General features: G+C 42.2%; 18 protein-coding genes and 4 tRNA genes. 16 read left to right on the top strand and 6 right to left on the bottom strand.

Features of this window, described 5'->3' with window-relative positions:
* The first annotated feature begins 55 nt into the window (after positions 1–55).
* From B5Y67_RS24375 to B5Y67_RS24305, 15 genes are all read left to right on the top strand, one after another.
* Positions 56–1,330, top strand: coding sequence for an HD domain-containing phosphohydrolase (locus B5Y67_RS24375; RefSeq protein ID WP_088229073.1), 1,275 nt, complete (start codon positions 56–58; stop codon positions 1,328–1,330).
* Between the two features lie 204 nt (positions 1,331–1,534).
* Positions 1,535–2,188: an O-methyltransferase gene (locus tag B5Y67_RS24370; protein ID WP_088228962.1), complete on the top strand. Its 654-nt coding sequence runs from the start codon at positions 1,535–1,537 to the stop codon at positions 2,186–2,188.
* 2 nt (positions 2,189–2,190) lie between these two features.
* Positions 2,191–2,934, top strand: coding sequence for a heparan-alpha-glucosaminide N-acetyltransferase (locus tag B5Y67_RS24365; RefSeq protein ID WP_088228961.1), 744 nt, complete (start codon positions 2,191–2,193; stop codon positions 2,932–2,934).
* Between the two features lie 64 nt (positions 2,935–2,998).
* A complete protein-coding gene (locus B5Y67_RS24360) occupies positions 2,999–3,934 on the top strand; it encodes a lantibiotic ABC transporter (RefSeq protein WP_088228960.1) in 936 nt (311 codons plus the stop codon).
* A gap of 87 nt (positions 3,935–4,021) precedes the next feature.
* Positions 4,022–4,747, top strand: coding sequence for a ribonuclease PH (gene rph, locus B5Y67_RS24355; protein ID WP_088228959.1), 726 nt, complete (start codon positions 4,022–4,024; stop codon positions 4,745–4,747).
* Positions 4,744–5,337 (top strand): XTP/dITP diphosphatase, encoded by a 594-nt coding sequence (locus B5Y67_RS24350; RefSeq protein ID WP_088228958.1) that lies wholly within the window; start codon positions 4,744–4,746, stop codon positions 5,335–5,337. The genes rph and B5Y67_RS24350 overlap by 4 nt, the downstream gene beginning before the upstream one ends.
* Positions 5,338–5,456: 119 nt before the next feature.
* Positions 5,457–5,534: transfer RNA gene (locus tag B5Y67_RS24345), tRNA-Pro, on the top strand.
* A 61-nt stretch (positions 5,535–5,595) separates the two neighbouring features.
* Positions 5,596–5,672, top strand: a tRNA-Arg gene (locus B5Y67_RS24340).
* A gap of 20 nt (positions 5,673–5,692) precedes the next feature.
* A tRNA-His gene (locus tag B5Y67_RS24335) sits at positions 5,693–5,768 on the top strand.
* A 526-nt stretch (positions 5,769–6,294) separates the two neighbouring features.
* Positions 6,295–8,454 carry a YhgE/Pip domain-containing protein gene (locus B5Y67_RS24330; RefSeq protein WP_088228957.1) on the top strand — a complete coding sequence of 720 codons (2,160 nt, stop codon included), beginning with the start codon at positions 6,295–6,297 and terminating at the stop codon, positions 8,452–8,454.
* Between the two features lie 30 nt (positions 8,455–8,484).
* Complete coding sequence (locus B5Y67_RS24325) at positions 8,485–10,647, top strand: YhgE/Pip domain-containing protein (RefSeq protein WP_088228956.1); 2,163 nt, start codon at positions 8,485–8,487, stop codon at positions 10,645–10,647.
* A gap of 118 nt (positions 10,648–10,765) precedes the next feature.
* On the top strand, positions 10,766–11,410 hold the full coding sequence (locus B5Y67_RS24320; RefSeq protein ID WP_088228955.1) for a VTT domain-containing protein: 645 nt from the start codon (positions 10,766–10,768) through the stop codon (positions 11,408–11,410).
* Between the two features lie 154 nt (positions 11,411–11,564).
* Positions 11,565–12,668: a DUF5667 domain-containing protein gene (locus tag B5Y67_RS24315; protein ID WP_088228954.1), complete on the top strand. Its 1,104-nt coding sequence runs from the start codon at positions 11,565–11,567 to the stop codon at positions 12,666–12,668.
* Positions 12,669–12,910: 242 nt separating this feature from the next.
* Entirely contained in the window at positions 12,911–13,207 is a 297-nt protein-coding gene (locus B5Y67_RS24310) for a hypothetical protein (protein WP_088228953.1), read from the top strand.
* 141 nt (positions 13,208–13,348) lie between these two features.
* Positions 13,349–13,431, top strand: a tRNA-Leu gene (locus tag B5Y67_RS24305).
* Between the two features lie 362 nt (positions 13,432–13,793).
* Here the strand turns inward: B5Y67_RS24305 and B5Y67_RS24300 are convergent.
* The 3 genes from B5Y67_RS24300 to B5Y67_RS24290 form a co-directional block, all read right to left on the bottom strand.
* A complete protein-coding gene (locus tag B5Y67_RS24300; RefSeq protein WP_088228952.1) occupies positions 13,794–14,750 on the bottom strand; it encodes a hypothetical protein in 957 nt (318 codons plus the stop codon).
* A 246-nt stretch (positions 14,751–14,996) separates the two neighbouring features.
* Positions 14,997–15,842 carry a hypothetical protein gene (locus tag B5Y67_RS24295; RefSeq protein WP_088228951.1) on the bottom strand — a complete coding sequence of 282 codons (846 nt, stop codon included), beginning with the start codon at positions 15,840–15,842 and terminating at the stop codon, positions 14,997–14,999.
* 348 nt (positions 15,843–16,190) lie between these two features.
* Complete coding sequence (locus B5Y67_RS24290) at positions 16,191–16,424, bottom strand: hypothetical protein (protein WP_088228950.1); 234 nt, start codon at positions 16,422–16,424, stop codon at positions 16,191–16,193.
* A 529-nt stretch (positions 16,425–16,953) separates the two neighbouring features.
* Between B5Y67_RS24290 and B5Y67_RS24285 the strand changes: the two genes are divergently transcribed.
* Positions 16,954–18,939 (top strand): cell wall-binding repeat-containing protein, encoded by a 1,986-nt coding sequence (locus B5Y67_RS24285; protein WP_088228949.1) that lies wholly within the window; start codon positions 16,954–16,956, stop codon positions 18,937–18,939.
* Between the two features lie 318 nt (positions 18,940–19,257).
* Here B5Y67_RS24285 and B5Y67_RS25515 read toward each other — a convergent pair whose 3' ends face one another.
* The 3 genes from B5Y67_RS25515 to B5Y67_RS24275 all read right to left on the bottom strand — a co-directional run bounded on the left by B5Y67_RS25515 (position 19,258) and on the right by B5Y67_RS24275 (position 20,763).
* Positions 19,258–19,419, bottom strand: coding sequence for a hypothetical protein (locus B5Y67_RS25515; RefSeq protein WP_170932797.1), 162 nt, complete (start codon positions 19,417–19,419; stop codon positions 19,258–19,260).
* Positions 19,420–19,638: 219 nt separating this feature from the next.
* Positions 19,639–20,058: a hypothetical protein gene (locus B5Y67_RS24280; protein WP_088228948.1), complete on the bottom strand. Its 420-nt coding sequence runs from the start codon at positions 20,056–20,058 to the stop codon at positions 19,639–19,641.
* 381 nt (positions 20,059–20,439) lie between these two features.
* A complete protein-coding gene (locus B5Y67_RS24275) occupies positions 20,440–20,763 on the bottom strand; it encodes a DUF4363 family protein (protein WP_242976103.1) in 324 nt (107 codons plus the stop codon).
* Positions 20,764–20,815 lie beyond the last annotated feature (52 nt).

Below are 20,815 nucleotides of genomic sequence, written 5' to 3'. Positions count from 1 at the left end.
TCACTTAGAGAAGTGAAAGCCTTATGATTGGATAAAGTTGGTGGAGATAATGACTTTGCCTGAGGATGCTTTTTACATTCGGAGAATGTGGAGTTTTTCTCGAGCTCTTGACCTCGGGTTAGTTGATGAAGAGGTTGAACGAGGATTTAAGTTCGCAGTCGGGCAGCAGCACGGCGAACGGGTAGCTTATATTGCCATGCGTCTGGGGCGCAGTTTGGGACTTCATAAAAAGGAATTAGTGCATTTAACGGTAGCCGGGCTGCTCCATGATATTGGGGCCATGGGTTCCTTTAGGACCCACTATGGCAACCCAAAGCTTCTTAGTAAACACTGTCTGGTCGGTTCAGCGATCGTCGAGCGGTTTCCTTCGGGAGCAATTCTGGCCCCTGCGATAAAGTATCACCATGAAACGCCGCGTTCAGCCCGGAGCGCCTTAGGTGTTCCTGCTGCTGAAGTCCCGCTGATGGCCAGGATTTTATCCTTAGCGGATCAGGTGGATTTGCGTCTGTCTCGCCGTCAGCATACTCGTAAAGAACGGGATGAACTATTAAACTGGATTTCCAGGGAAAAGGAAGTTTTGTTTTTCTCTGAACCGGCGGCAGCCTTTGAACAATTAGCCGTCAAAGAAGCCTTTTGGCTGGATATCGAGCAGCCGGATTTGCTGCAAATTGTTTTAGGACTCTTGTTTGGGAATTGGCATGTTCCCTTGACTAGAGAATTAGAAACTACGGGATTCACTGACGAGCTGGCAGCGACGTTTGCAGATCTCATCGACCAAAAAAGCAGTTTTACAGCTCGCCACTCACGATCAGTTGCAGAGGTTGTGGAACGTTTAGCTGAAGGCCTGGGTTGGAGTGAACAACAACGTCACGAAATCTATGTAGCTGGTTTGCTGCACGATTTGGGCAAGCTCTCAATTCCCAAAAAGATCTTAGACAAGCAAGGACCCTTGGATGCCTCGGAAGTAGACGTCATCCGAACTCACACTTATTATACCCATCGTTTGTTGACTGAGGCCGGTTTCCCGACGAGGATGGTCGAATGGGCTGCTCATCACCACGAACGTCTTGACGGCAAAGGTTATCCCTTTGCACTTAAGGACAAAGAAATTGATGTTGGCTCCCGTCTTATGACGATTGCAGATATGTTTGCTGCTTTGACTGAGGATCGTCCCTATCGGCCTGCCATGTCAACAACTGAAGCCCTCGATATTATTCAGCGAGGTGCAGGCACTAGTGTTGATGGGGAATTGATTGTTTTAGCCAAAAGAGTGCTGCAGGGATTTGCCCCGAACGGTACTCGGCCTGATCAGCAGCGGACAATCACTTAGGAGTCAGCTCTTCTGTCGTTAAGACAAAGCATTTTGATTGCTCAAATTGCTTGTCTTCATGATGACTATATATTGATAGTATGTGTCTTGCTGTAGCTGTTTGTTCGGTGATCAAACAATTTATAGAAAGCACATACTTATTTTTTATTTCAGGTCGGATTTGTGGTAAAGTGGAACTATTGAATAGAGAAAGGCGCGATCACCGTGTTTTACCCTTTTGAAATGGAACGTTACCTTGAAACTTTGTTGGGTGAAAGGGACCCTTTGCTGCGGGAGATGGAAGAACAAGCTCTCCAGGAAACTATACCTGTGGTGACACCGACAGTGGGGAATTTTCTCAGTTTGTTGGCCGCCATGAATAAGGCCCAGTCAGTTTTGGAAATTGGCACTGCCATTGGTTATTCCACGATCTGGCTGGCCCGCGGGGTGGAGAAGAGCGGAGGTCATGTTACGACCATCGACATGAATAAGGACCGCTTGTCAAGAGCTAAAGGCTATTTTCAGCGTGCGGGGCTTCTGGAAACTATCACAGCTCTGGAAGGCGATGCCCGTAAGATTCTGCCCGGCTTGACTTCAGGGTATGACTTTGTTTTTATTGATGCGGCTAAGGGAGAATATTTGGATTACTTAAAGCTGATCGATGATTTAATCATCCCAGGCGGAATCCTGGTTGTTGACAATGTTCTTTTTCGGGGCTGGGTAGTACCGGAAAGTAATTTTGCACCGAAATATGAGCGCATGGTCGGGGGATTGAGGAAATTTCTGCGGGAACTTTGCGCTAATCCTGACTATGTGACTACGGTTCTGCCTTTTGGGGACGGCGTATCTGTCAGCAGGAAAGCTGAAAAAGGGAGATAATTATGGGAGAAAGGAAGCCCCTCCGGAGGTCATCCCAGCGATTTCAGGAAATCGATTTTTTAAGAGCTGTCGCTATCGTATTTATGGTGATTTTTCACACGGTTTATGACCTGCATGAGTTTGCCGGAGCGGCTGTCGATTATCAAGCGCCTTTCTGGTTTATCCTCGGGAAGACGTCGGCGCTGCTCTTTATTCTCTTATCCGGGTTGTCCAGCGGTTTAAGTAGTTCCCCGGTTCGCCGGGGGTTAAATGTTCTGTTTTACGGAATGGTTGTTACGTTAGTGACGTATCTGGTTATGAAAGAGGAGTATGTCCGCTTCGGAATTTTACATTTTCTAGGGACAGCCATGATTTTGTCTCCTCTCTTCAGGAGATTGTCCTCGCGTCTCCTTTGGGTCATAGCCGCTTTGATTGCTTGCTTAGGGTTTTGGTTCAATACACTGGTGGTCCAAACAAGTTTCTTCCTCCCTTTGGGTCTGATGTACTGGGGATTCAGCACCATTGACTATTACCCGCTGTTCCCTAATTTAGCGGTAACTATCATCGGCATACTTATTTACCGGCATTTTTATTCCGAAGGAGCCGGAAGCGGCAGATCTTCGCAAAACGTTCTTGTCTGGAGCTGGCCGAGAATTAATTGGCGTCTTCCGGGATGGATACAATGGTTAAGTCGGAATTCCTTAGGGATCTATTTAATTCATCAACCGATTCTTTTGCTGCTCCTATACATAAGCAACCATTTATAAGATAATGATGAAGTACCGGAGTTTGGTTTAAACCTGATCATAGAAGGGAGTAGGTATTGAAACGATGTTTGTCCATGAACATTTGATGCAAGCCGTATATTTTGCCCCGCGAGGGAGAAAGCGGTTGTTGTTTTTGGGAACAAATATACAGCAGCGTTATTTAAGCCCAGAAGATAAGTTAATTGGCTTTGTTGGAGATGCGGGTGCCGGTAAGTCGCTGCTCATTCGGGGAATGTTTCCCGGTCTGGAATTGACCAATGATGATGACGGTATTAATATCCGGCCGCTGCCCTTAATGGAAGATGCGGAGCGTAACCATTTTCGATGTCATACCTACCATTTGGATGTCCGGTTTGAGTCAGCCTTCACCCAGCCCTGGCAAATTGCAGAGGCAATTCAGAAAGCCATTTCTAAAGGGCATAGAGTTGTTGTTGAGCATTTTGATCTTGTGTATCCCCACTTGGGAGCAAATGCCGAAGTTTTAATCGGTGTCGGAGAAGAAGTCATAGTGACACGTCCGACGGTATTTGGACCTGAGCCGCAAAGTATTGCAGATATTGTTTTTGAGTCTATCAAATTTCGGCGCATGGCTCATAGTGCCGAAGATCTGACATCCATGATTTTAGAAGAAATGGGCTTGGAAAGGCCCGAAGTGCATAGTGATATTAAGCATGGCTTTGTTTTGGAACTTCCGGAGAAACCTGACATTGATTTAGACTTAGTGGAAGAGCGTGTCTTGGATTTGATCAAAGCAGATCTGGCGATTTGTTTTGCCGATGATGAGCACATCCGAGTGGGCGAAATGAAGTATCCCTGTACCGGTCCGCGCATCCACATTCGCAGGACCAGTGACATTAAAGGCTTTCACCTCCTTAAAGAATTCCGCTTTGATCCTATTGCCCGGCTTTATACCATTGCGGGGATTGTTGGCGAAGCGGCGATGATTACTCGTTCGATTGATTTGTTTGCCGGCAGAAATCAAAATCCAGACGGCAAGTAACAAATTATTTGTGTATTATTGGCATTTATTGAAGTGATCTGGTAAACTAAACTAACAAGTTATAGGTTAAGAAAGGTTAGGTTAATAATGCAGCGTTCATATGGTCGGGCCGCAGATGGGCTGCGCCCTGTTAAAATTACAAGACAATTTACAAAAGCGCCGGAAGGGTCGGTCCTTATCGAAGTTGGCGGGACACGGGTTTTATGTACGGCGAGTGTAGAAGAAAAGGTTCCTCCCTTCCAAAAAGGGTCGGGAAAAGGCTGGGTAACTGCCGAATATGCCATGATTCCCAGGGCCACCCAAACTCGAACTCAGCGCGAGGCGACTAAAGGAAAGCTCACAGGCCGCACTATGGAAATCCAGCGTTTAATCGGCCGTGCTTTGCGATCCGTTGTTGACTTAAAAAAATTAGGTGAACGGACGATATGGCTGGATTGTGACGTTCTGCAAGCTGACGGCGGTACAAGGACAGCGTCCATCACTGGAGCTTATGTAGCCTTGTTGGATGCCATACAGTATTTGCTTGACAAGAAACTTATCAAAACAAATCCTATTATGGATACCTTGGCGGCAGTTTCCGTCGGCAAGGTTCTGGGAGTTCAAGTCCTGGATTTAGACTATGAGGAAGATTCAAAAGCAGAAGTAGATATGAATGTGGTTATGACAGGAGCAGGGAAATTCGTAGAAATTCAAGGAACTGCAGAAGAAGTTCCCTTTGATCGTACGGATTTGGATGTATTTCTGCAATTAGCGGAAAAAGGGATTCGCTCCCTCATGGAAGTCCAGAAGACAGCAATAGAGACGAATTCATGAAGATACTATTAGCTACCCAAAATCAAGGTAAAGTAAGAGAACTGCAGGATTTGCTTGCTGATGAAGAGATTGAAGTAGTTTCCTTACGGGATCTTCCGGATTGGGAAGAGGTTGAAGAAAACGGAGAAACCTTTGCTGAGAACGCGGCCCTAAAAGCAAGAGCAGCCGTTCAAAGAACTGGCCTCATTGCTTTGGCCGATGATTCGGGCTTAGAGGTAGACGCTCTCAACGGTGCTCCCGGAGTCTTTTCTGCCCGCTTTGCCGGAGAGCCTAAAGACGATGAACGCAACAATGACAAGCTCTTGGACCTTTTGGCAAGGATCCCTGATGATAAGAGAACGGCCCGTTTTCGCTGTGCCCTGGTTATTGCGGCTCCCAAGGGGAAAGAATATCTTACGGAGGGAACCGTTGAAGGGAAAATCCTCAGGCAGCGGCGGGGGACGGATGGTTTCGGTTATGACCCGTTGTTTTTGGTTCCGGAATTGGGAAGAACGCTAGCAGAATTAACCTTGGCTGAGAAGAATGATTTGAGTCACAGAGCGAGGGCCTTCCGTAAAGCGATTCCCATCTTGCAGGCCCTCAAAGGCTAGCTCCCCATTATGAACCAGCAAAATTCGAGTCATTGAAAAATCGGTGAAAAACTTTAAAATATTGAGCATAAATTCTTGACGAATACTTGGAGATGAGCTATACTAATCAAGTCACCAATCGGGGCATAGCGCAGCTTGGCTAGCGCGCCTGCCTTGGGAGCAGGAGGCCGGGGGTTCAAATCCCTCTGCCCCGACCATTATTCCCAACTTGTTTAGGTTTAGGAGTAACCTGGGTTGACAATCGTAATCTCTAAAACTGCGCCTGTAGCTCAGTTGGATAGAGCATCTGCCTTCTAAGCAGGTTGTCGGGGGTTCGAGTCTCTCCAGGCGCACCAATTAAGTTCACTGCACTATGGTGGGTGTGGCGAAGCGGTTAACGCACCGGGTTGTGGCTCCGGCATTCGTGGGTTCGAAACCCATCACCCACCCCATATCAGGAAAATCTGAGTCAAGAATTGTTCTTGGCTTTTTTTATTGTTTGGAAAAGCAAGCAATTGTAATGGGCGGATAGAATGATCAATCGCATACGGCTATACACTTTTTTTTACGAGAGCTTAATTCTAAACTATTCACTGTATATCTGATAATTATTATTACAGCAAACCTTCTCGGTTTTCTAGGAAATCATGGGAAGGTTTGCTGTTATTTTTTTGCGGCGAGAAGCCCCTTATCAAAGAGTTCGACTTGCGTTAAGTACGTTCCTCTAGTATTAGTGTTGCAAATCTCCGATAACCACCGTTAACCTCCGCCTTCGGCAGAGGTTAATAAGTTCAGTGCCTTTGAGAACTGGCCAAGTTGCTCCTTGATCTGGAAAAGTTATTCATCTCAAGATATAATTACGGAGAAACTTGGAAATATTCGCTGATTTTACATGCAGACTGTTTTTTTGATAAGCGATATTAGTTAGGGAAATACTGTTCACAAGAGCAAATAATTCTAAAAAGGAGAGTCGATCCTTTGAAGAATATCTTAAAACTATATGGCAATGACCTGAAACGGATAAAAGCAAATCCCATGGCCTTAATAATCATTGCTGGATTATGCATCTTACCCTCCCTATATGCATGGGTTAATATACTGGCTTGTTGGGATCCCTATGAAAACACCGGCACAATTCCGGTGGCGGTAGTGAATCAGGACCAAGGTGTTACATATCAAGGAAAAGCGATTAATATAGGCAATACCATTGTAACTACACTAAAGACCAACAAACAGATGGGCTGGAAATTCGTGTCTGACACTGAAGCCAATTTGGGGGTCGTTGACGGGACCTATTTTGCAGTTATCGAGATCCCCGGCAATTTTTCGGCCAGTTTTGTTAGTTTTCTAACGGATACTACGAAGAAACCAGAAATAATTTATAAGGTGGATACGAAGGCCAATCCCGTTGCCGGCAAAATAACGGAGGCAGCCAAAAGTTCACTGGTGGATCAGATTTCAACCAACTTTATATCTACCGTAAACGCCAGTATTTTCACCTTGTTTAATAAAGTAGGCGCAGATGCAGAAGCGAATAAAAGCAAAATAATTCAATGGAAGGATGAAATAATCCAGGTTAATCGGAACATGGGTGTAATCTTACCGCTGCTTCAGGACATCAACAGACGGTCAGGTAATTTAAGCTCATTGTTGACAGAAATCCAGGCTGCCATGCCGGGGGTGGATAATCAATTAAGCGGTCTTGCGCAAATTAACGACAACAATTCGGCAATGCTTAAAACGACTCAGCTTACTTTAAACCAATCTTTTGATACGATCGACACAGGTTTGAATAATGCTCAAGCTTCAGTGAACAGAATCCATGATTTGCTGCAAAGCGTGAATTCCTCAGCAGCCAATGCGTCAACATCTCAGATAAATTCCGCCATAGGGCAGATAAACCTGGAGCTGGAGGCCCTTAATAGCCAAATAGGCACTATTATTACTTACTTGCAGAAATTTAATGATTTTAGCCCCAGTGCAAACCTGGCTAATCTAATTGCTTCGTTGCAAAGCATTAAAAACTCATTGACAGCCGAAACCAATCAATTAAATTCTTTACAGCAGCAATTCAATCAGGCCAATACAATCAATCAAACACTCTGGCAGCAATTAAACGATACAACAACAAATCTTAACTCACAAATTATTAAGGCTGCAAATTCCTATAATGCCAGCGCCCGAAAGGATTTAAACGCTATCGCGGATAACCTGATCAATGCTGCCAACGATGCTTCGAATCTCATAACATCGGCTCAAGGACTTCAAGCTCAAATCAATAATCTTATGGGAACAGCAATTCAAGGCAGTCAATTGGCCGCCAAAGTATCCGGCGATTTAAGAAGCAGGTTATTAGAGTATCAAGGTATCATTGCCATTTTGAGCGATAAACTTCAGATGGTCAGCAATAATGACTTAGCGCAAATTATAACCATACTCCAGAGTAATCCTGAATTAATGGGAAGTTACATTGCTTCACCCTTTAATTTGCGGGAGGAGTCTATATATGGAGTGCCAAACTATGGCTCTGCTATGGCTCCCGTTTATACGGTTTTAGCCCTTTGGGTGGGGACACTTATCTTAACGTCCTTGCTCAAGACGGAAGCTGCCTATTTTGCAGGAATTGAGACCTTGTCGATCCGTGAGAAATACTTTGGCAAAATGTTAACCTTTATAACGTTAGCCCTTGTGCAGGGACTCATTGTTTCCCTGGGAGATAAGCTATTGTTAGGCGTGTATTCGGTCAGTACACCTCTGATGATTGTAGCTGCTCTAGTATCATCATTAACCTTTGTCATTATCACCTATACTTTAGTCTCTCTATTGGGTAATCTTGGCAAAGCTTTAGCCATTATTTATATGATCGTGCAATTAGCGGGAAGCGGGGGAACGTATCCTATCCAGGTTGACCCTTTAATCCTGAGAATACTCCAGCCGACATTTCCCTTTACCTATGCTATTGCCCTTTTCCGGGAGGCCATGGCCGGCCCGTTAATTAGCAGTGTTGCTTTGGATTTTTTCATGCTGATCCTCATTGCGGTTATATTCCTCCTGCTGGGCTTCTTCCTTAAAAAGGTGTTAGACGAGCGCGTTCGTAAGTTCGAAACGAATTTTAAGTTGTCGGGAATCGGAGAGTAAGTTTGAATTTCGTAATAGTTAGGAGCGGGCATGAAAAAGGTATTCGGAGTCTTTAGGCAAGATTTAAAGAGCATTATTACGAGCAAAGCAGCAATTTTAATCATTATAGGCTTATGCATTTTGCCTTCGTTATACGCCTGGATAAATATCCGGGCCAGTTGGAACCCTTATGCCAACACGGGCAATCTTCCTATAGCGGTAACGAACAATGATGAAGGCGCATCCTTTAATGGCCGGGAAATTAACGTGGGAAATCAGATTATTACGGAACTAAAAAAGAATCAATCGATCCACTGGATTATCCTTGATTCCTGGCAGGCAAACTATGGGCTCAATGAGGGATACTACTACGCTCTCATAGAGATTCCCAGTGATTTTTCGCAAAAGTTAGTAAGCCTGACAAGTGTAACTGCCCCCAAACCCGATATTATCTATAGGGTTAATGAAAAACTGAATGCTATCGCCTCCAAAATTTCTAATGCGGCAACACAGGAATTAGCCGATAATATTAAGAGTAATTTTCTGGCGACAGTTACGAAGGAAGTCTTAGAAACCTTAAATCCCGTGGCAGGAAATATTCAGACCAACAAGGCCAAAATTCTGCAGATAAAAGATACATTGACTCAGGCCGGCAGTGATCTGGAAGCGATTCGAGGATTTATCGCTAAGGCAAATACTAACTCTGAAGCGTTACAGGGTTATTTAAAAACTGTTAAAACAAATCTGCCTCAAATTACGGCTCAAATTAACAATTTACAAAGTGCCTCCGAAGCCAATAAATCTCTGGTGCTCTCCACAAAGCAAGCGATTAACAACACAGCTACAGAGATTAATAACGATTTGATTCAGCTGGAAGCCATTAATCAGCAAAATCAGCAGTTGTTGTCGACCCTGAAGCAAATGGCCGCGACTTCAGATGCTGGCAATCTGGCAACTATTATCGATGAACTGTCAAGCCCACTTAATTCGGCCGCTAATTTAATCGATGCCGATATTAACAGCTTAGAATCCATCAATAAAAATTATCCCAACAGCTCCATAAGCCAATTGATAAGCATGCTTAAGGATTTGAAGGGATTAGTCAGTGATGAGAAAACCAAAGTAAACGCACTTAAAACACTTCTTAGCAACGGCGTCTCCCAAGCGTCTCTAAATTCAGCCATTGATCAAGCTGCTGCTCTAAACCAGGAGATCGCAAATAATCTTGTTCCAATAACTAATAATTTTTATTCTGCGGGACTAAAGGTTTTTAACAATCTCTCGGATAATTTAACGAGCGGCTTAGATAATATTAATACGATCCTGGAATCCACAAAGGTTATTGTGCCTCAGTTAAATGCTTTAGCCAATTATGGCATAGCGGGCAGTGAGATATCTGTACAGGAGGCTAATGATTTAAACAATCAACTTGCGAATCTTCAGGACGAATTAAATCAATTACAGGCTAAGCTGAAGGACTTAAACGAAAATAACCTTAATACTATGATCAATTTGATGAAAATGAACCCTGCTCAAGCTGCCGGCTTTCTCTCCTCGCCCATCGATGTCAAAGAAGTTGATATTTACAACATGAAGACTTTCGGGGTAGGCTTAACTCCGTTTTACACTGTCTTGGCTATTTGGGTGGGAGGTCTGTTGTCCTCATCATTATTGAGTGTTGAACATACTGCTTATGGGGATAATGACAAAAGAACATTGACGCTGATCCAAAGACATTATGGCAAAATGCTCTTATTTATGACCATTTCTCTTGTGCAAGCGGTCATCGTAACCTTAGGTGACAAATTCATCTTAGGAGTCAGTCCGGCAAATTTGCCCCTGATGCTGGGCTTTGCTTTGCTTTCGGGGATTTGCTTTACCAGTATAATCTTTACCTTGGTATCAATCTTCGGTAATGTTGGGAAGGCAATTGCCGTGGTCATCATGGTTTTTCAGATTGCAGGCTCCGGGGGAATTTATCCTATTCAAACAAACCCAAGAATCTTCGGAATCCTGCAGCCTCTCTGGCCTTTTACTTATGCAATCGGAGGATTTAGAGAAGCGATTGCAGGTCCGTTATGGGGCAAAGTGATGAACTATGCAGCTGCTCTGCTGATCTTTAGCCTGGTATTTCTCTGCCTGGGGATTTTAAAGAAGCCTTTTCACAGGCTGACGGAACTGATGGAGCGTAAATTTAAGGAATCCGGGTTATAAGTTTTGGGAACATTACTAAACGAGAATTAGGCTTCATTGTTTTAAGACAAAGGAACGATCAGTGTTTTCAAGTAATTTCTCACGAGGGGATAAAAAGAGGAGGACTGAGAGGCTAACGATGGGAGATCAAAACAAGCTGGGAAAGTATGGCCTGACCGCTCTTATTACTGTGGCTTTTATTATCTTGTTAGTGGCCTTTTTCTACTATGATCGTCAGAACCGGATTTCTGACGTTATTCAAGCCTGGGGCATTTGGGGAGTTGCTTTTGCTATTTTACTGATGACAGCGATCTGCATGACGCCCATACCCTCAGAAGGGCTGGTTATTATGTTTCTGAAAGTCTTTGGAGTGTATGAAGGGGTATTCTTTGCCTGGGTCGGTTCTACATTTAGTTCCTTGGTTATTTTCATTCTTGTGCGTTATTACGGGCAAACCCTGATGAAAAAACTTATTTCGCCGGAACGGTTCAATACCGTCGATAATTGGGTCAAAGGCAAAGGGTCAATGGGTTTATTAGTGGCCCGGCTGCTGCCTATCCCTGCTTTTGCCGTTAATTACATAGCAGGTGCCATGCCCTCGATGCAGCTATGGACATATCTCTGGACCGCTGCAGTGTCCATGATTCCTTATTATATAGGCACAGCTCTTGTTTTTTTGGGTATTGCGCGGGCGACCTGGCTGTGGCTGGTTTTGGGATTTGCTGCCCTGGCACTATTCTGGGGAACCAGTTATTTTCTCAACAAAAGAAAAACGGTATTCTAAAGGGTTTTGCTGTAGCTGATGTTCCCCTGATAAAAGCTCACTGAGGATTGCCCTTAAAATAAAAATAATTTTCATGCCCCCTTAAAACGTCCTTTATATTCGTAAGAAATAATAGTACGTACTAAAGCTCAAAAAAAGGGGACTATGATAATTAATGAACAAAATGCAACACATGAAAAGAAGAATAGCTATCGCCGCAACCTTTACCTTACTTACCCTGCCTATTGGTTCCGCTCTAACACTCGCTGATACCGTTTCTTCTGCCTCTTCGGCAACCGATACAACCGCAACTACAACAACTCCAACAACTCCAACAACTTCAGCTTCAACCACAGCTACAACTACAGGTACAACTACAGCTGCGCCTCCTCTAGACCCGACAGTGCCTGTTACGGTATCTCCGGCGACTGTTGTTGATGGCAATGGCAATACCGTGACAGCCGAAAATTGGTTCACAGATTTATTAGGTAAAATTCAGCTGATGTTGACGTCTGACCCTGTTAATAAGGCTTCTATTAATGAGCACCATGCTTTAGCAAATTTAGCCGAAGCTAAAAACCTTATGCAGCAAGGAGATCCTGAAGCTGCTGAAGCCAGTCTATCTCAATACTCAGACAAGATCAGCCAGGCTCAAAATTTTATTAACCAAGCAAAAGATCCAAACAGCGAAACGGCTAAAGCTCTCTCCATAGCCCTCGCAAATGTGAATTCAAATAATATTGCGGTGTTGAGCAGTTTATTGGATAAGCTTCCCCCTCAAGCCGCCCAAAGATTAGCCTTGAATATTGTTGAAACTATGGAAAAGGATGTAACCAAGTTGCAGGCTGAAGGAACGGATTCCACCGCGAGTACGACTTCAAGTACGACGGTCGCTTCCGGTACTTCTGCATCAACCTCAGGATCTGTGGCTGATTCCGGCTCAGTGACAGCAAACTCGAGTCCAACAAATACTCAACCGACAACAAATAATAATAAGCAATTAGAAAAGGATGCTAAAGTCGCTTTAGAAAACTTTAAGAAGTCCCTGAAGCAAAATGTAAAGCTTAACCTGGATGATCAGGACCAGGACGAGGATAATTCCGGGGCTCAGCAAGTTACGTCTGCTCAGCAAACTCCGATGACTCAAGGAACCACGATGTCTGGCCTTAAGGCTAGTTCCAATTCTGTTCATCCTTCTGTAAAAGGATCAACAAATTCCGAGCATGGAAGTATGGCCAAGAGTAAGAGAGGCGGCAGAGAAAACCATCAAAGAGATTAGAGATGGGGTAGCTGAATCCTCTGAGAAGGCAAGGGAACAATAGCTGAAAAAAGAACTCCCGCACCGGCAGTGGTGTGCGGGAGTTTCTATGTGTGCCAATCGTAAGATTCTCGCTTCTACAAGTGGGAGTGGTTCCCATATCTTGCTTCACTTCTTCGATTTACTCGGATTTGATAAATCATGGTATACTGATACTCAAGTAATAATCAGATCATATTCGGATAAGATAAGGAGAGAAGATTTTGGGCAAAGCTAAACCTACCCCTGATGATCTGCGTCGTCAAATTGGATACAATATGATTACCTTTTTGGGTGTCTTTCTTTTTTTGCCCATCATTTGGTTTATTCATCTTTTTTCCAAAGACTCAAGCTTGTATTGGCGTTGGGGTATTAGTTCAGCCGTCCTTGTCGTAATCAATCTTATTTTGTATTTTTGGAACTATCCGGAGAATTGGCTGAAGAATTTGCTGTTTTTGATAGGAATTGATCTGATCATTTTACTATCCGAATATTTTTGGCTATTACGGAGCATGGGGTAATAGTGTAATAGATAAGCTCAGCTAGGCAAGTTATGGTAAATGATAAAATAAGGTTAAGGTAAATAATTTTCATTGATATTCTATCCCTTGTCTTTTTGTAAGATATATGATATTATATTTTCTGCTACGTGATTTCAACATGCGGGAGTGGCGGAACTGGCAGACGCACTGGATTTAGGTTCCAGCGGGCAACCGTGCAGGTTCAAGTCCTGTCTCCCGCACCATAATTTGTCTAAAAGCCCGCTATTCATGCGGGTTTAACTGTTTTTATAGAGGCTCTTGAACCCCATTTTTAACCAAACACATAAAAAAAGAAGGCCTTTAAGCCTTCATCGCAGCTACTAATTTCTCTGTTCCCACCATGTTGATGGCCCTTTTTAAATTATACGCAAGAAAACTAAGCCCCAGCTCGGCCTGGGGCTTTTTCTATGCCTTACACAGAGAGTTGATTTTAGTAATCCAGTGAAGCTGTTTTTGAGAATCCAGTGGAGTACTGATTGAGATTTCGTTGATTAGAAAAAGTAGAATCCCCCTCTTAACCGTTTGAGTTTAGACGGCTAAAAGGAGGATTTTTGCTGTTTACTGTCTATTTTGTTAAGATAGCATCTTCTTGAGCTTGAGTAATCGTCCCGGCTGTAACTAGGTTATCTAAAGCTGTTTTTAAATCAGAGTTCTCTTTATGTTGAGGCATAGCATCTGCAATCGCTGTCTCTTGATCCGCGGTAATGGTTCCCGCTGTGACTAAGCTGTCAAGAACGGTTTTCATATCTGTTTTGGTACCATTTTGGTGGGCTGTTTGCATAGCAGTTTCGATTGCCGTTTCTTGGGCTGATGTAATGGTTCCTGCGGTAACTAGGCTGTCTAATGGGTTAGAACGTTGTGGCATAGCGTTCGTAATTGCGGTTTCTTGGTCAGTGGTAATAGTTCCCGCTGTGACTAAGCTGTCAAGGACGGTTTTCAGATCTGTTTTTGTGCCACTTTGTCGGGCTGTTTGCATAGCAGTTTCGATTGCAGTTTCTTGAGCTTGTGTAATAGTACCAGCAGTGACTAGACTATCGAATGGATTTTTATGATCTTTTCCCTTGTCGCCTTGTTCGTTATGTTGTGGCATAGCGTTTGTAATTGCGGTTTCCTGGTCGGCGGTAATGGTTCCTGCTGTGACTAGGCTGTCAAGAACGGTTTTCATATCTGTTTTGGTACCATTTTGGCGAGCTGTTTGCATAGCAGTTTCGATTGCCGTTTCTTGGGCTTGTGTAATGGTTCCTGCGCTTACCAGGCTATCTAATGGATTGACACGTTGAGGCATGGATGCTTTTAGAGCATCGTTAATTGCCGTTTCTTGGTCAGAGGTTAAGGTTCCCGAAGCCACTAAGTTGTCTAATCGACTTTTCAATCCTCCATCAAGACCTCTTGAGTGAGACATTTGCGGTATTTGCGTTTGCGTCGATGATTGACTCAAAGTTCCTGCAAAAACTGCAGTGGAGGATAACAAAGTAATGACTGCTGAGGCAAGAGCAATTTTGGTTGTTTTGGTGAATTTCATAGTCAAACACTCCTTGAAATCAATTTTTATAGTTTATCTAAGTATAGGCATGATTTCAAAATGTACGCTGAACGTTCGCTGAATGTTTGCTGAAAAATTTGTGAGGATTTTGTGAATATCATAGATTTACAAGTATTAATGCTGGATCCGATTTCATTAACAAGCAAAAAAATAGAGAGTCAATCATTCCTCTGGATGAAAGACTCTCTATTATGTATTCCTGGTGATTTTGGGAATGTTGATTTTTTAATGCCCTTTCGATCTATTGGAATGCTGATGTTTTTCTCCACCACCGGCTCTTTCATTGTGTCCGCCTTGTTTTTGCTCAGCGTGTACCTTCGCTGCGGCATTTAATTGGGGTGTCGTATCTGCGGTTCCGGAGGTAGCTTCATCTATTCCAAAGGTTTGATCAAGCGAATCTAGGGCAGTCTGTTCTTCCTCGGTTAAGCTGCTCGTTTCTGTTTCGCTTAAGGAATCGTCTTCAACACTATTTGCTGTAGTTGTAACTTCATTTGTTGTAGTTGTCACTTCTTGGGTTTGCTGATCAGTCTTTTCTGTTCTATTAACGCTCTTTTCCATAGACCGAACAATATTAAAAGCCAGTCTTTCAGAGGCCTGGGTGGGTAGTTTATCTAATAGATTTCCTAATACTTTAATATTTTGCGCGTGATTATTATTAACGGCAAGCTCTAGTTTTTGCATTGTGTCCGAGTCCTCTGCGGAAAGTCCTTCTAAAAAGTCTTGAGCTTCCTTTAGTTTCTTGGAGTATTCATCCGTAGGTACTTGCGTTTCTCCGGTATCCCCAACTTCAGTTAAAGTACTAGTTTCAGATGTATTTTCCGAAGTTTGATCCGTTTGCGAGTCAGGAGTAACTGGAGAATCGGTTCCTAATATGGTTTGAAGTTTATCGATAAGTGGTGTTAACCATTCAGTTGATGAGGAATCAGTTGTGGTATCTACACTTGTTGTTGCAGTTATATCCGTGTTTGTACTCGCCGGAACGCTATCTTCAGCCAGGGCTAGAGGAGTGATAAGGGGGAGAGAAGTAAGTGATATGGATAAGGCGAATGTAAGAAAATAATGCTTTTTCATTGATGACCATCTCCCAAGTTGAATTTTATTAAATTATAACGATTTAAATTTAGCTAATCTAGACTAATTCAATAATTCAGGAAATTGGCCTAAAAAGTAAGGACTTTTAGACTAATACTTTTTCATGTATCCTAGTTCTGGCACAAGAGATAATGGACTTCCTGATATCATTTAATTGATCTAAAAGGATGCTCGGAGTGGCATAGACCCAATGTTAAATATGCCAAAGGAGGATGCGGGATGGCATCCTCCTCATTAGTTGGGGTATTTTATCATTTTAAACGCTTACGCATTAAACGCTTACGCATCGTATCAGAAATATACGAGTCATTCCTCAACTATTTCTATTTATTTAGCTTTTTTTAGAAGTATGAGAGCATCATTGTGATCCGCAGTCTTCCTAAGTAAATAATTCATATCGTGTTGCATTTTTTCCTGGGTAGTCGCTATTTGCTCTACTTGCACAGCAATTTTCTCCGTATCTTCGTGGTGTTGCTTAAGAAATTCCTCAATATTACCAAGTCGCTCTGTTAATTTTTCAAAGTGAGTCAGAACTGACTTTTGAAACTCTTGGTTCTCCAAAATTCCTCACAGCCTCTCATCACATCATACACTTAATATATCAGAGCCTTGAGAGACTGAATTGGATGATGGGGAAGAATAAGGCATTCAAGAATCTATGTAAAGCCTAGGTTTGAAACCTAGACTATTGAATTAAGCGTCTGCCACTATGCCGCCGAAGATTACATGAAGAATAACTAACACCAAACCTATAATCAAGGCTAAAGCTGCACCAATTAATCCGAAAATAAACATTCGTTCCACCTCCTCTTTTTAGATAACATAAGACGAGATCGAGAAGGTTTTGATACATCGTATTCAGCATGTCCGTAAATGGTTACGTTTGATTATTTCACAATCAGGGAATACGATTCTGGAGGGTTAGGGAATGAGCATAATATTTGAATGGACTTAAGGAAAATGTGAGGATTATGAAATCTAAAATATTAAATTTTTATTAAGGACAAAATATTACATTTTGTGACAAAAAAATTGCGGTGCAAAGTATTATACTTTATCTGATTAAATATGAAAGAAGTGAATTATCATTATGTCTCTTCGGATAAGAAACTCAAGGTTATGTATAATCTTAAGTCTGATTACCCTTATCAGTTTAGTTTTTCCTGCAGCAACATTAGCAAATTCATCGCCTACGATTACTCGCTTGGCAGGTATTGATCGTTATGAAACAGCGGCCCAGATTGCCAGTTCGGGCTGGTCTCAGTCTAATTATGCTATCTTGGCTTTCGGCGGAGACTATCCTGATGCGCTGTCTGCTGCCCCCTTAGCCAAGAAATATGATGCTCCTATCTTATTAACGACGACTAGCAGTTTGCCATCTGCTACGAAACAAACCCTGTTAGACCTGCAAGTGAAAAACGTAGTAATTATTGGCGGAACAGCAGTAATTTCTCAAGAAGTTGAATCTGAACTTCAAACAATGGGACTTGAGACAACAAGAGTTTACGGAATTGATCGGTACGCGACAGCGATTCAAGTTGCCCAGCAAGTTACTTCAGATCCTTCAACATTGTTTGTTGTCACCGGCGAGGACTATCCCGATGCGTTATCCGTGGGCTCCATTGCTGCCATAAAGCAAAGTCCAATTATTCTTGTACCACATGATGCCATACCTGACGTCGTTAAGAATTACATTTCAACGCTTAATATCAGTAAAACCTATATTGTCGGGGATTCGGATATCATTAGCGATCAAGTAGCCCAACAGTTCCCCAATGCCGAACGGATCTCCGGGGCTGATAAATATGCCAGAAATATAGCCGTCAATCAATTGTTTAATACTGATTTCAAGGCGGACAGTATCTGTTTAGCCACAGGTGAAGGTTTTGCCGATGCGTTAACAGGAACAGCCTTCTGTGCTAACCTATCTGAACCTATAGTCCTTATTAATACTGATTCACCGGCAACTACGAGAAGCTATTATCAGCAAAGGTTTACCAATGCCAGTAAGGTTTATGTATTTGGCGGAACAGGGATTATTCCTGAATCTGTAATTACTAATCTGAATTCGTCCAATTCTGCAAATGGAAATACATCAAATCAAGAGACTCTTAAGTTAAGTGATTTTACTAAAGTTGGGACGACTACTGCAACCTTTAAGTACCAAGTACTTGATCAAACCGGGAAAGACATTACCTCAACCGTTCCAGCAACACAATTATCTGCTGTTGCTTCTCTAAAATCATCGATTATCTTAGATCCAAGTAAAGGTATCGGTACGATAACGTATAACTCTTCTTCCGATGTGGATAAGCCGATTATTATTACCCTTGTGGACCTAAACACCGGCAGACTTGTGAGCTATAATTCTTCTTCGACCAATACAACTTCAAATGGAGATTCCATAATTGGAAACAATAGAATTCTTGGTTTGAGCAATTTCTCAAAAGTTGGGGCAACTACTGCAACCTTTAAGTACCTGGTGCTCGATGAAACCGGGAAAGATATTACGTCAACCGTTCCGGCTGCTCAGTTATCAGCCGTTACCTCTGTAAGCTCATCAATTACCTTAGATCCAAGCAAAGGCATCGGTACGATAACATACACCTCTTCTTCAAATACGGATAAACCGATTATTACTCTTGTAGACTTAATCACCGGCAGAGTTGTGAGCCTTGATACTTCTTCCAGCACAAGCGCTTCGAGCTCTTCAAGTTATACAGCTCCTGCTAATAATTCAACGTCTGGAAATCAAAGCTCAAGTCAATATTCAGATCAAAAGGTCAGTAAAATTACAATTAACTCAACGAAATTGGGAATCCCCTTACCTTACGGTAGTCAAAGGGTGGGTTATGCAACATATACCGTGTATGATCAGTACGGCGCTGATATTACAAGTACTTCGCTGGCCAATAATATTCAATTTACATCAAATGTGGGAACAATTACAGCCAAGCGTGGTTTAATCACATTAAGTTTTTTCTCTAATATTAATCCTGAATCACTTACTAATGTTACAATATCCGGTGTTGACTCAACCAGCAATGTTACAACAACTGCGACTTTAAGTCTATAAGGATTTTCTGGTTAAATTCTTTATTATAAAATAAAGCTGAGTTTTCTATCAGTTAACCATTGTAATGAATATGACGGCAGAGAAAGAGAGGGCATAACGCCCTCTCTTTACTGCTATTTTAGAAGCGCAGCCGGAGACATTAGTTGAACATTCGAGGTGTTTGGTCTAAAGATGGTTTTAGGTATTGTTTGGGAACGGAGAGGCCATTACGTCATAAGCCTTATTTGAACACTTACAGTTCCTGTGAAACGAAGCAGCAGCTCATTCGTCCTACTTGGACAAATGGGCTGCTGCATTTGAAGATGGGTTTAAGATTTATTATTTTTTTTTTAGTTTCCTTATATTTAAGGGTCCGTATTTTTCCCAATCTTCCGGTGTCATTAATCGAGTTAAGCAATCACTTACAAGAGAAGAGCTTTCTTTTTCGCATATTAATTGTGCTGTTTGCAAAGTGCCTGGCTTTTTTGCTTTAGCATACATATGAGGTAACTCCTTTTCGGCTATTTTGTAACAGTTTACAAGAAAAAGCCTAATAGGTGTATCTGCCCTAAGTCATGAGTAAAGTAGGACTAAAGCACGAAATGTGACGATAAATGCAAGTTTGGAAAGAAAAATCGTGGCTATATAAAAGTGGCCATCAATAACGAAGGAGCCTCGATAATCGAGACTCCTTTGTTATTGATGGTTGAAACTTTTCACTCACTTTGACTGAACTGTGAGAATCACTCCGCTGCCAAAGATGGAAAGAGAAATATTGGCGACATGGTCTTGCTTTTTCGCTGAAAAACTAATGACTTTTTTTTCTTGAGTAATTGTCCAGCCATCCTTCTTTAAGAGGGCTTCATAATCGTTAAATACTTGGGTATCTTTTACATTTTGGATAACATATGTTGCTTCGCCGAGGGGCTGTGCCGTGCTGGCAGGTTTATGGGAGACTGATGACTTGACACCGTTGTAGGCGGGGAGGTATGAAAAATCTTCTGTATAGGTTATGGCGCTGCTGGAATTTGAAGAAGTGTTTGCAGCATTATTTGTTGTTGTTGTAGGATTTTTGGTGCCACATGAAACTACGGTTGTTAAGATCAATAATACCATTAAACAATAGAATGCTTTTTTCACGCTATCTCACCTCAGTAATTATAATCCTGTTAAATTCTAATATATTTTTTCATATGATGTCAAACGACATGGCTATTTATAACACTAATGTCGAAATGTCCAAATAGGCAGTTAGTCGAAATTATAGAAGATATTAGAGGAGCGCATAAGTGTTAAAATTGATACAGTACAGGCTATAGCCATAGCATTTTTAACTGTACATGAACAAATTCAAACCATTTTGAAACTCTTATAGCAGTTTGAAGAATTATGAGGGTCAAAATGTATGTGGAATTATATTGATATACCAATGAATAGTATGTAAATGAATAGTAACGTGAAAAACGGAATAGTATAGTGTGTTAGTTTGTAATTGAATAATAGGCAAATGGCAAAAGAATTCTATAAAATGTTTTCAAGTGTAAATTTCTCAGTTTCTGAAATATGATTGATCAAGAGTTCTAAGGTAGAAGCTTCACCAAGAGAAAGGGGAAGGTTTTGGGTTTCTACATATTTGTCAAGGCGAGATAGGCTGAGTTCAATTTTGTCGATTTCTTGATGATCGAGCAGGATGGTCCACCAGATTTTATTTTCATCCCAGCGTTGTTGAGTTTCCTTTAACTTTCTTTGAGCTATATCCCATTGTTGGCCGGATATTGATTGTTCGACGGTCGAGATTTGAGTGCCAAGACTTTGGGTTGTTCTTTGAATATATTGATAAGACACCAAAGACCCTCCGAGTAAGAGGATAACGATAATGACGATCGTTAGATGGGTG

Origin of the sequence: Desulfosporosinus sp. FKB (assembly GCF_002196705.1) — a bacterium.
GTDB lineage: Bacteria > Bacillota > Desulfitobacteriia > Desulfitobacteriales > Desulfitobacteriaceae > Desulfosporosinus.
This window is presented reverse-complemented; position numbering and strand designations above follow the sequence as displayed.

What these genes read in the sequence shown, in the direction of transcription:
- B5Y67_RS24300 (WP_088228952.1), bottom strand. Translation starts at nt 14,750, where the DNA reads ATGAAATTCACCAAAACAACCAAAATTGCTCTTGCCTCAGCAGTCATT.
- B5Y67_RS24350 (WP_088228958.1), top strand. Translation starts at nt 4,744, where the DNA reads ATGAAGATACTATTAGCTACCCAAAATCAAGGTAAAGTAAGAGAACTG.
- rph (WP_088228959.1), top strand. Translation starts at nt 4,022, where the DNA reads ATGCAGCGTTCATATGGTCGGGCCGCAGATGGGCTGCGCCCTGTTAAA.
- B5Y67_RS24360 (WP_088228960.1), top strand. Translation starts at nt 2,999, where the DNA reads ATGTTTGTCCATGAACATTTGATGCAAGCCGTATATTTTGCCCCGCGA.
- B5Y67_RS24325 (WP_088228956.1), top strand. Translation starts at nt 8,485, where the DNA reads ATGAAAAAGGTATTCGGAGTCTTTAGGCAAGATTTAAAGAGCATTATT.
- B5Y67_RS24320 (WP_088228955.1), top strand. Translation starts at nt 10,766, where the DNA reads ATGGGAGATCAAAACAAGCTGGGAAAGTATGGCCTGACCGCTCTTATT.
- B5Y67_RS24295 (WP_088228951.1), bottom strand. Translation starts at nt 15,842, where the DNA reads ATGAAAAAGCATTATTTTCTTACATTCGCCTTATCCATATCACTTACT.
- B5Y67_RS24365 (WP_088228961.1), top strand. Translation starts at nt 2,191, where the DNA reads ATGGGAGAAAGGAAGCCCCTCCGGAGGTCATCCCAGCGATTTCAGGAA.
- B5Y67_RS24315 (WP_088228954.1), top strand. Translation starts at nt 11,565, where the DNA reads ATGAACAAAATGCAACACATGAAAAGAAGAATAGCTATCGCCGCAACC.
- B5Y67_RS24285 (WP_088228949.1), top strand. Translation starts at nt 16,954, where the DNA reads ATGTCTCTTCGGATAAGAAACTCAAGGTTATGTATAATCTTAAGTCTG.
- B5Y67_RS25515 (WP_170932797.1), bottom strand. Translation starts at nt 19,419, where the DNA reads ATGTATGCTAAAGCAAAAAAGCCAGGCACTTTGCAAACAGCACAATTA.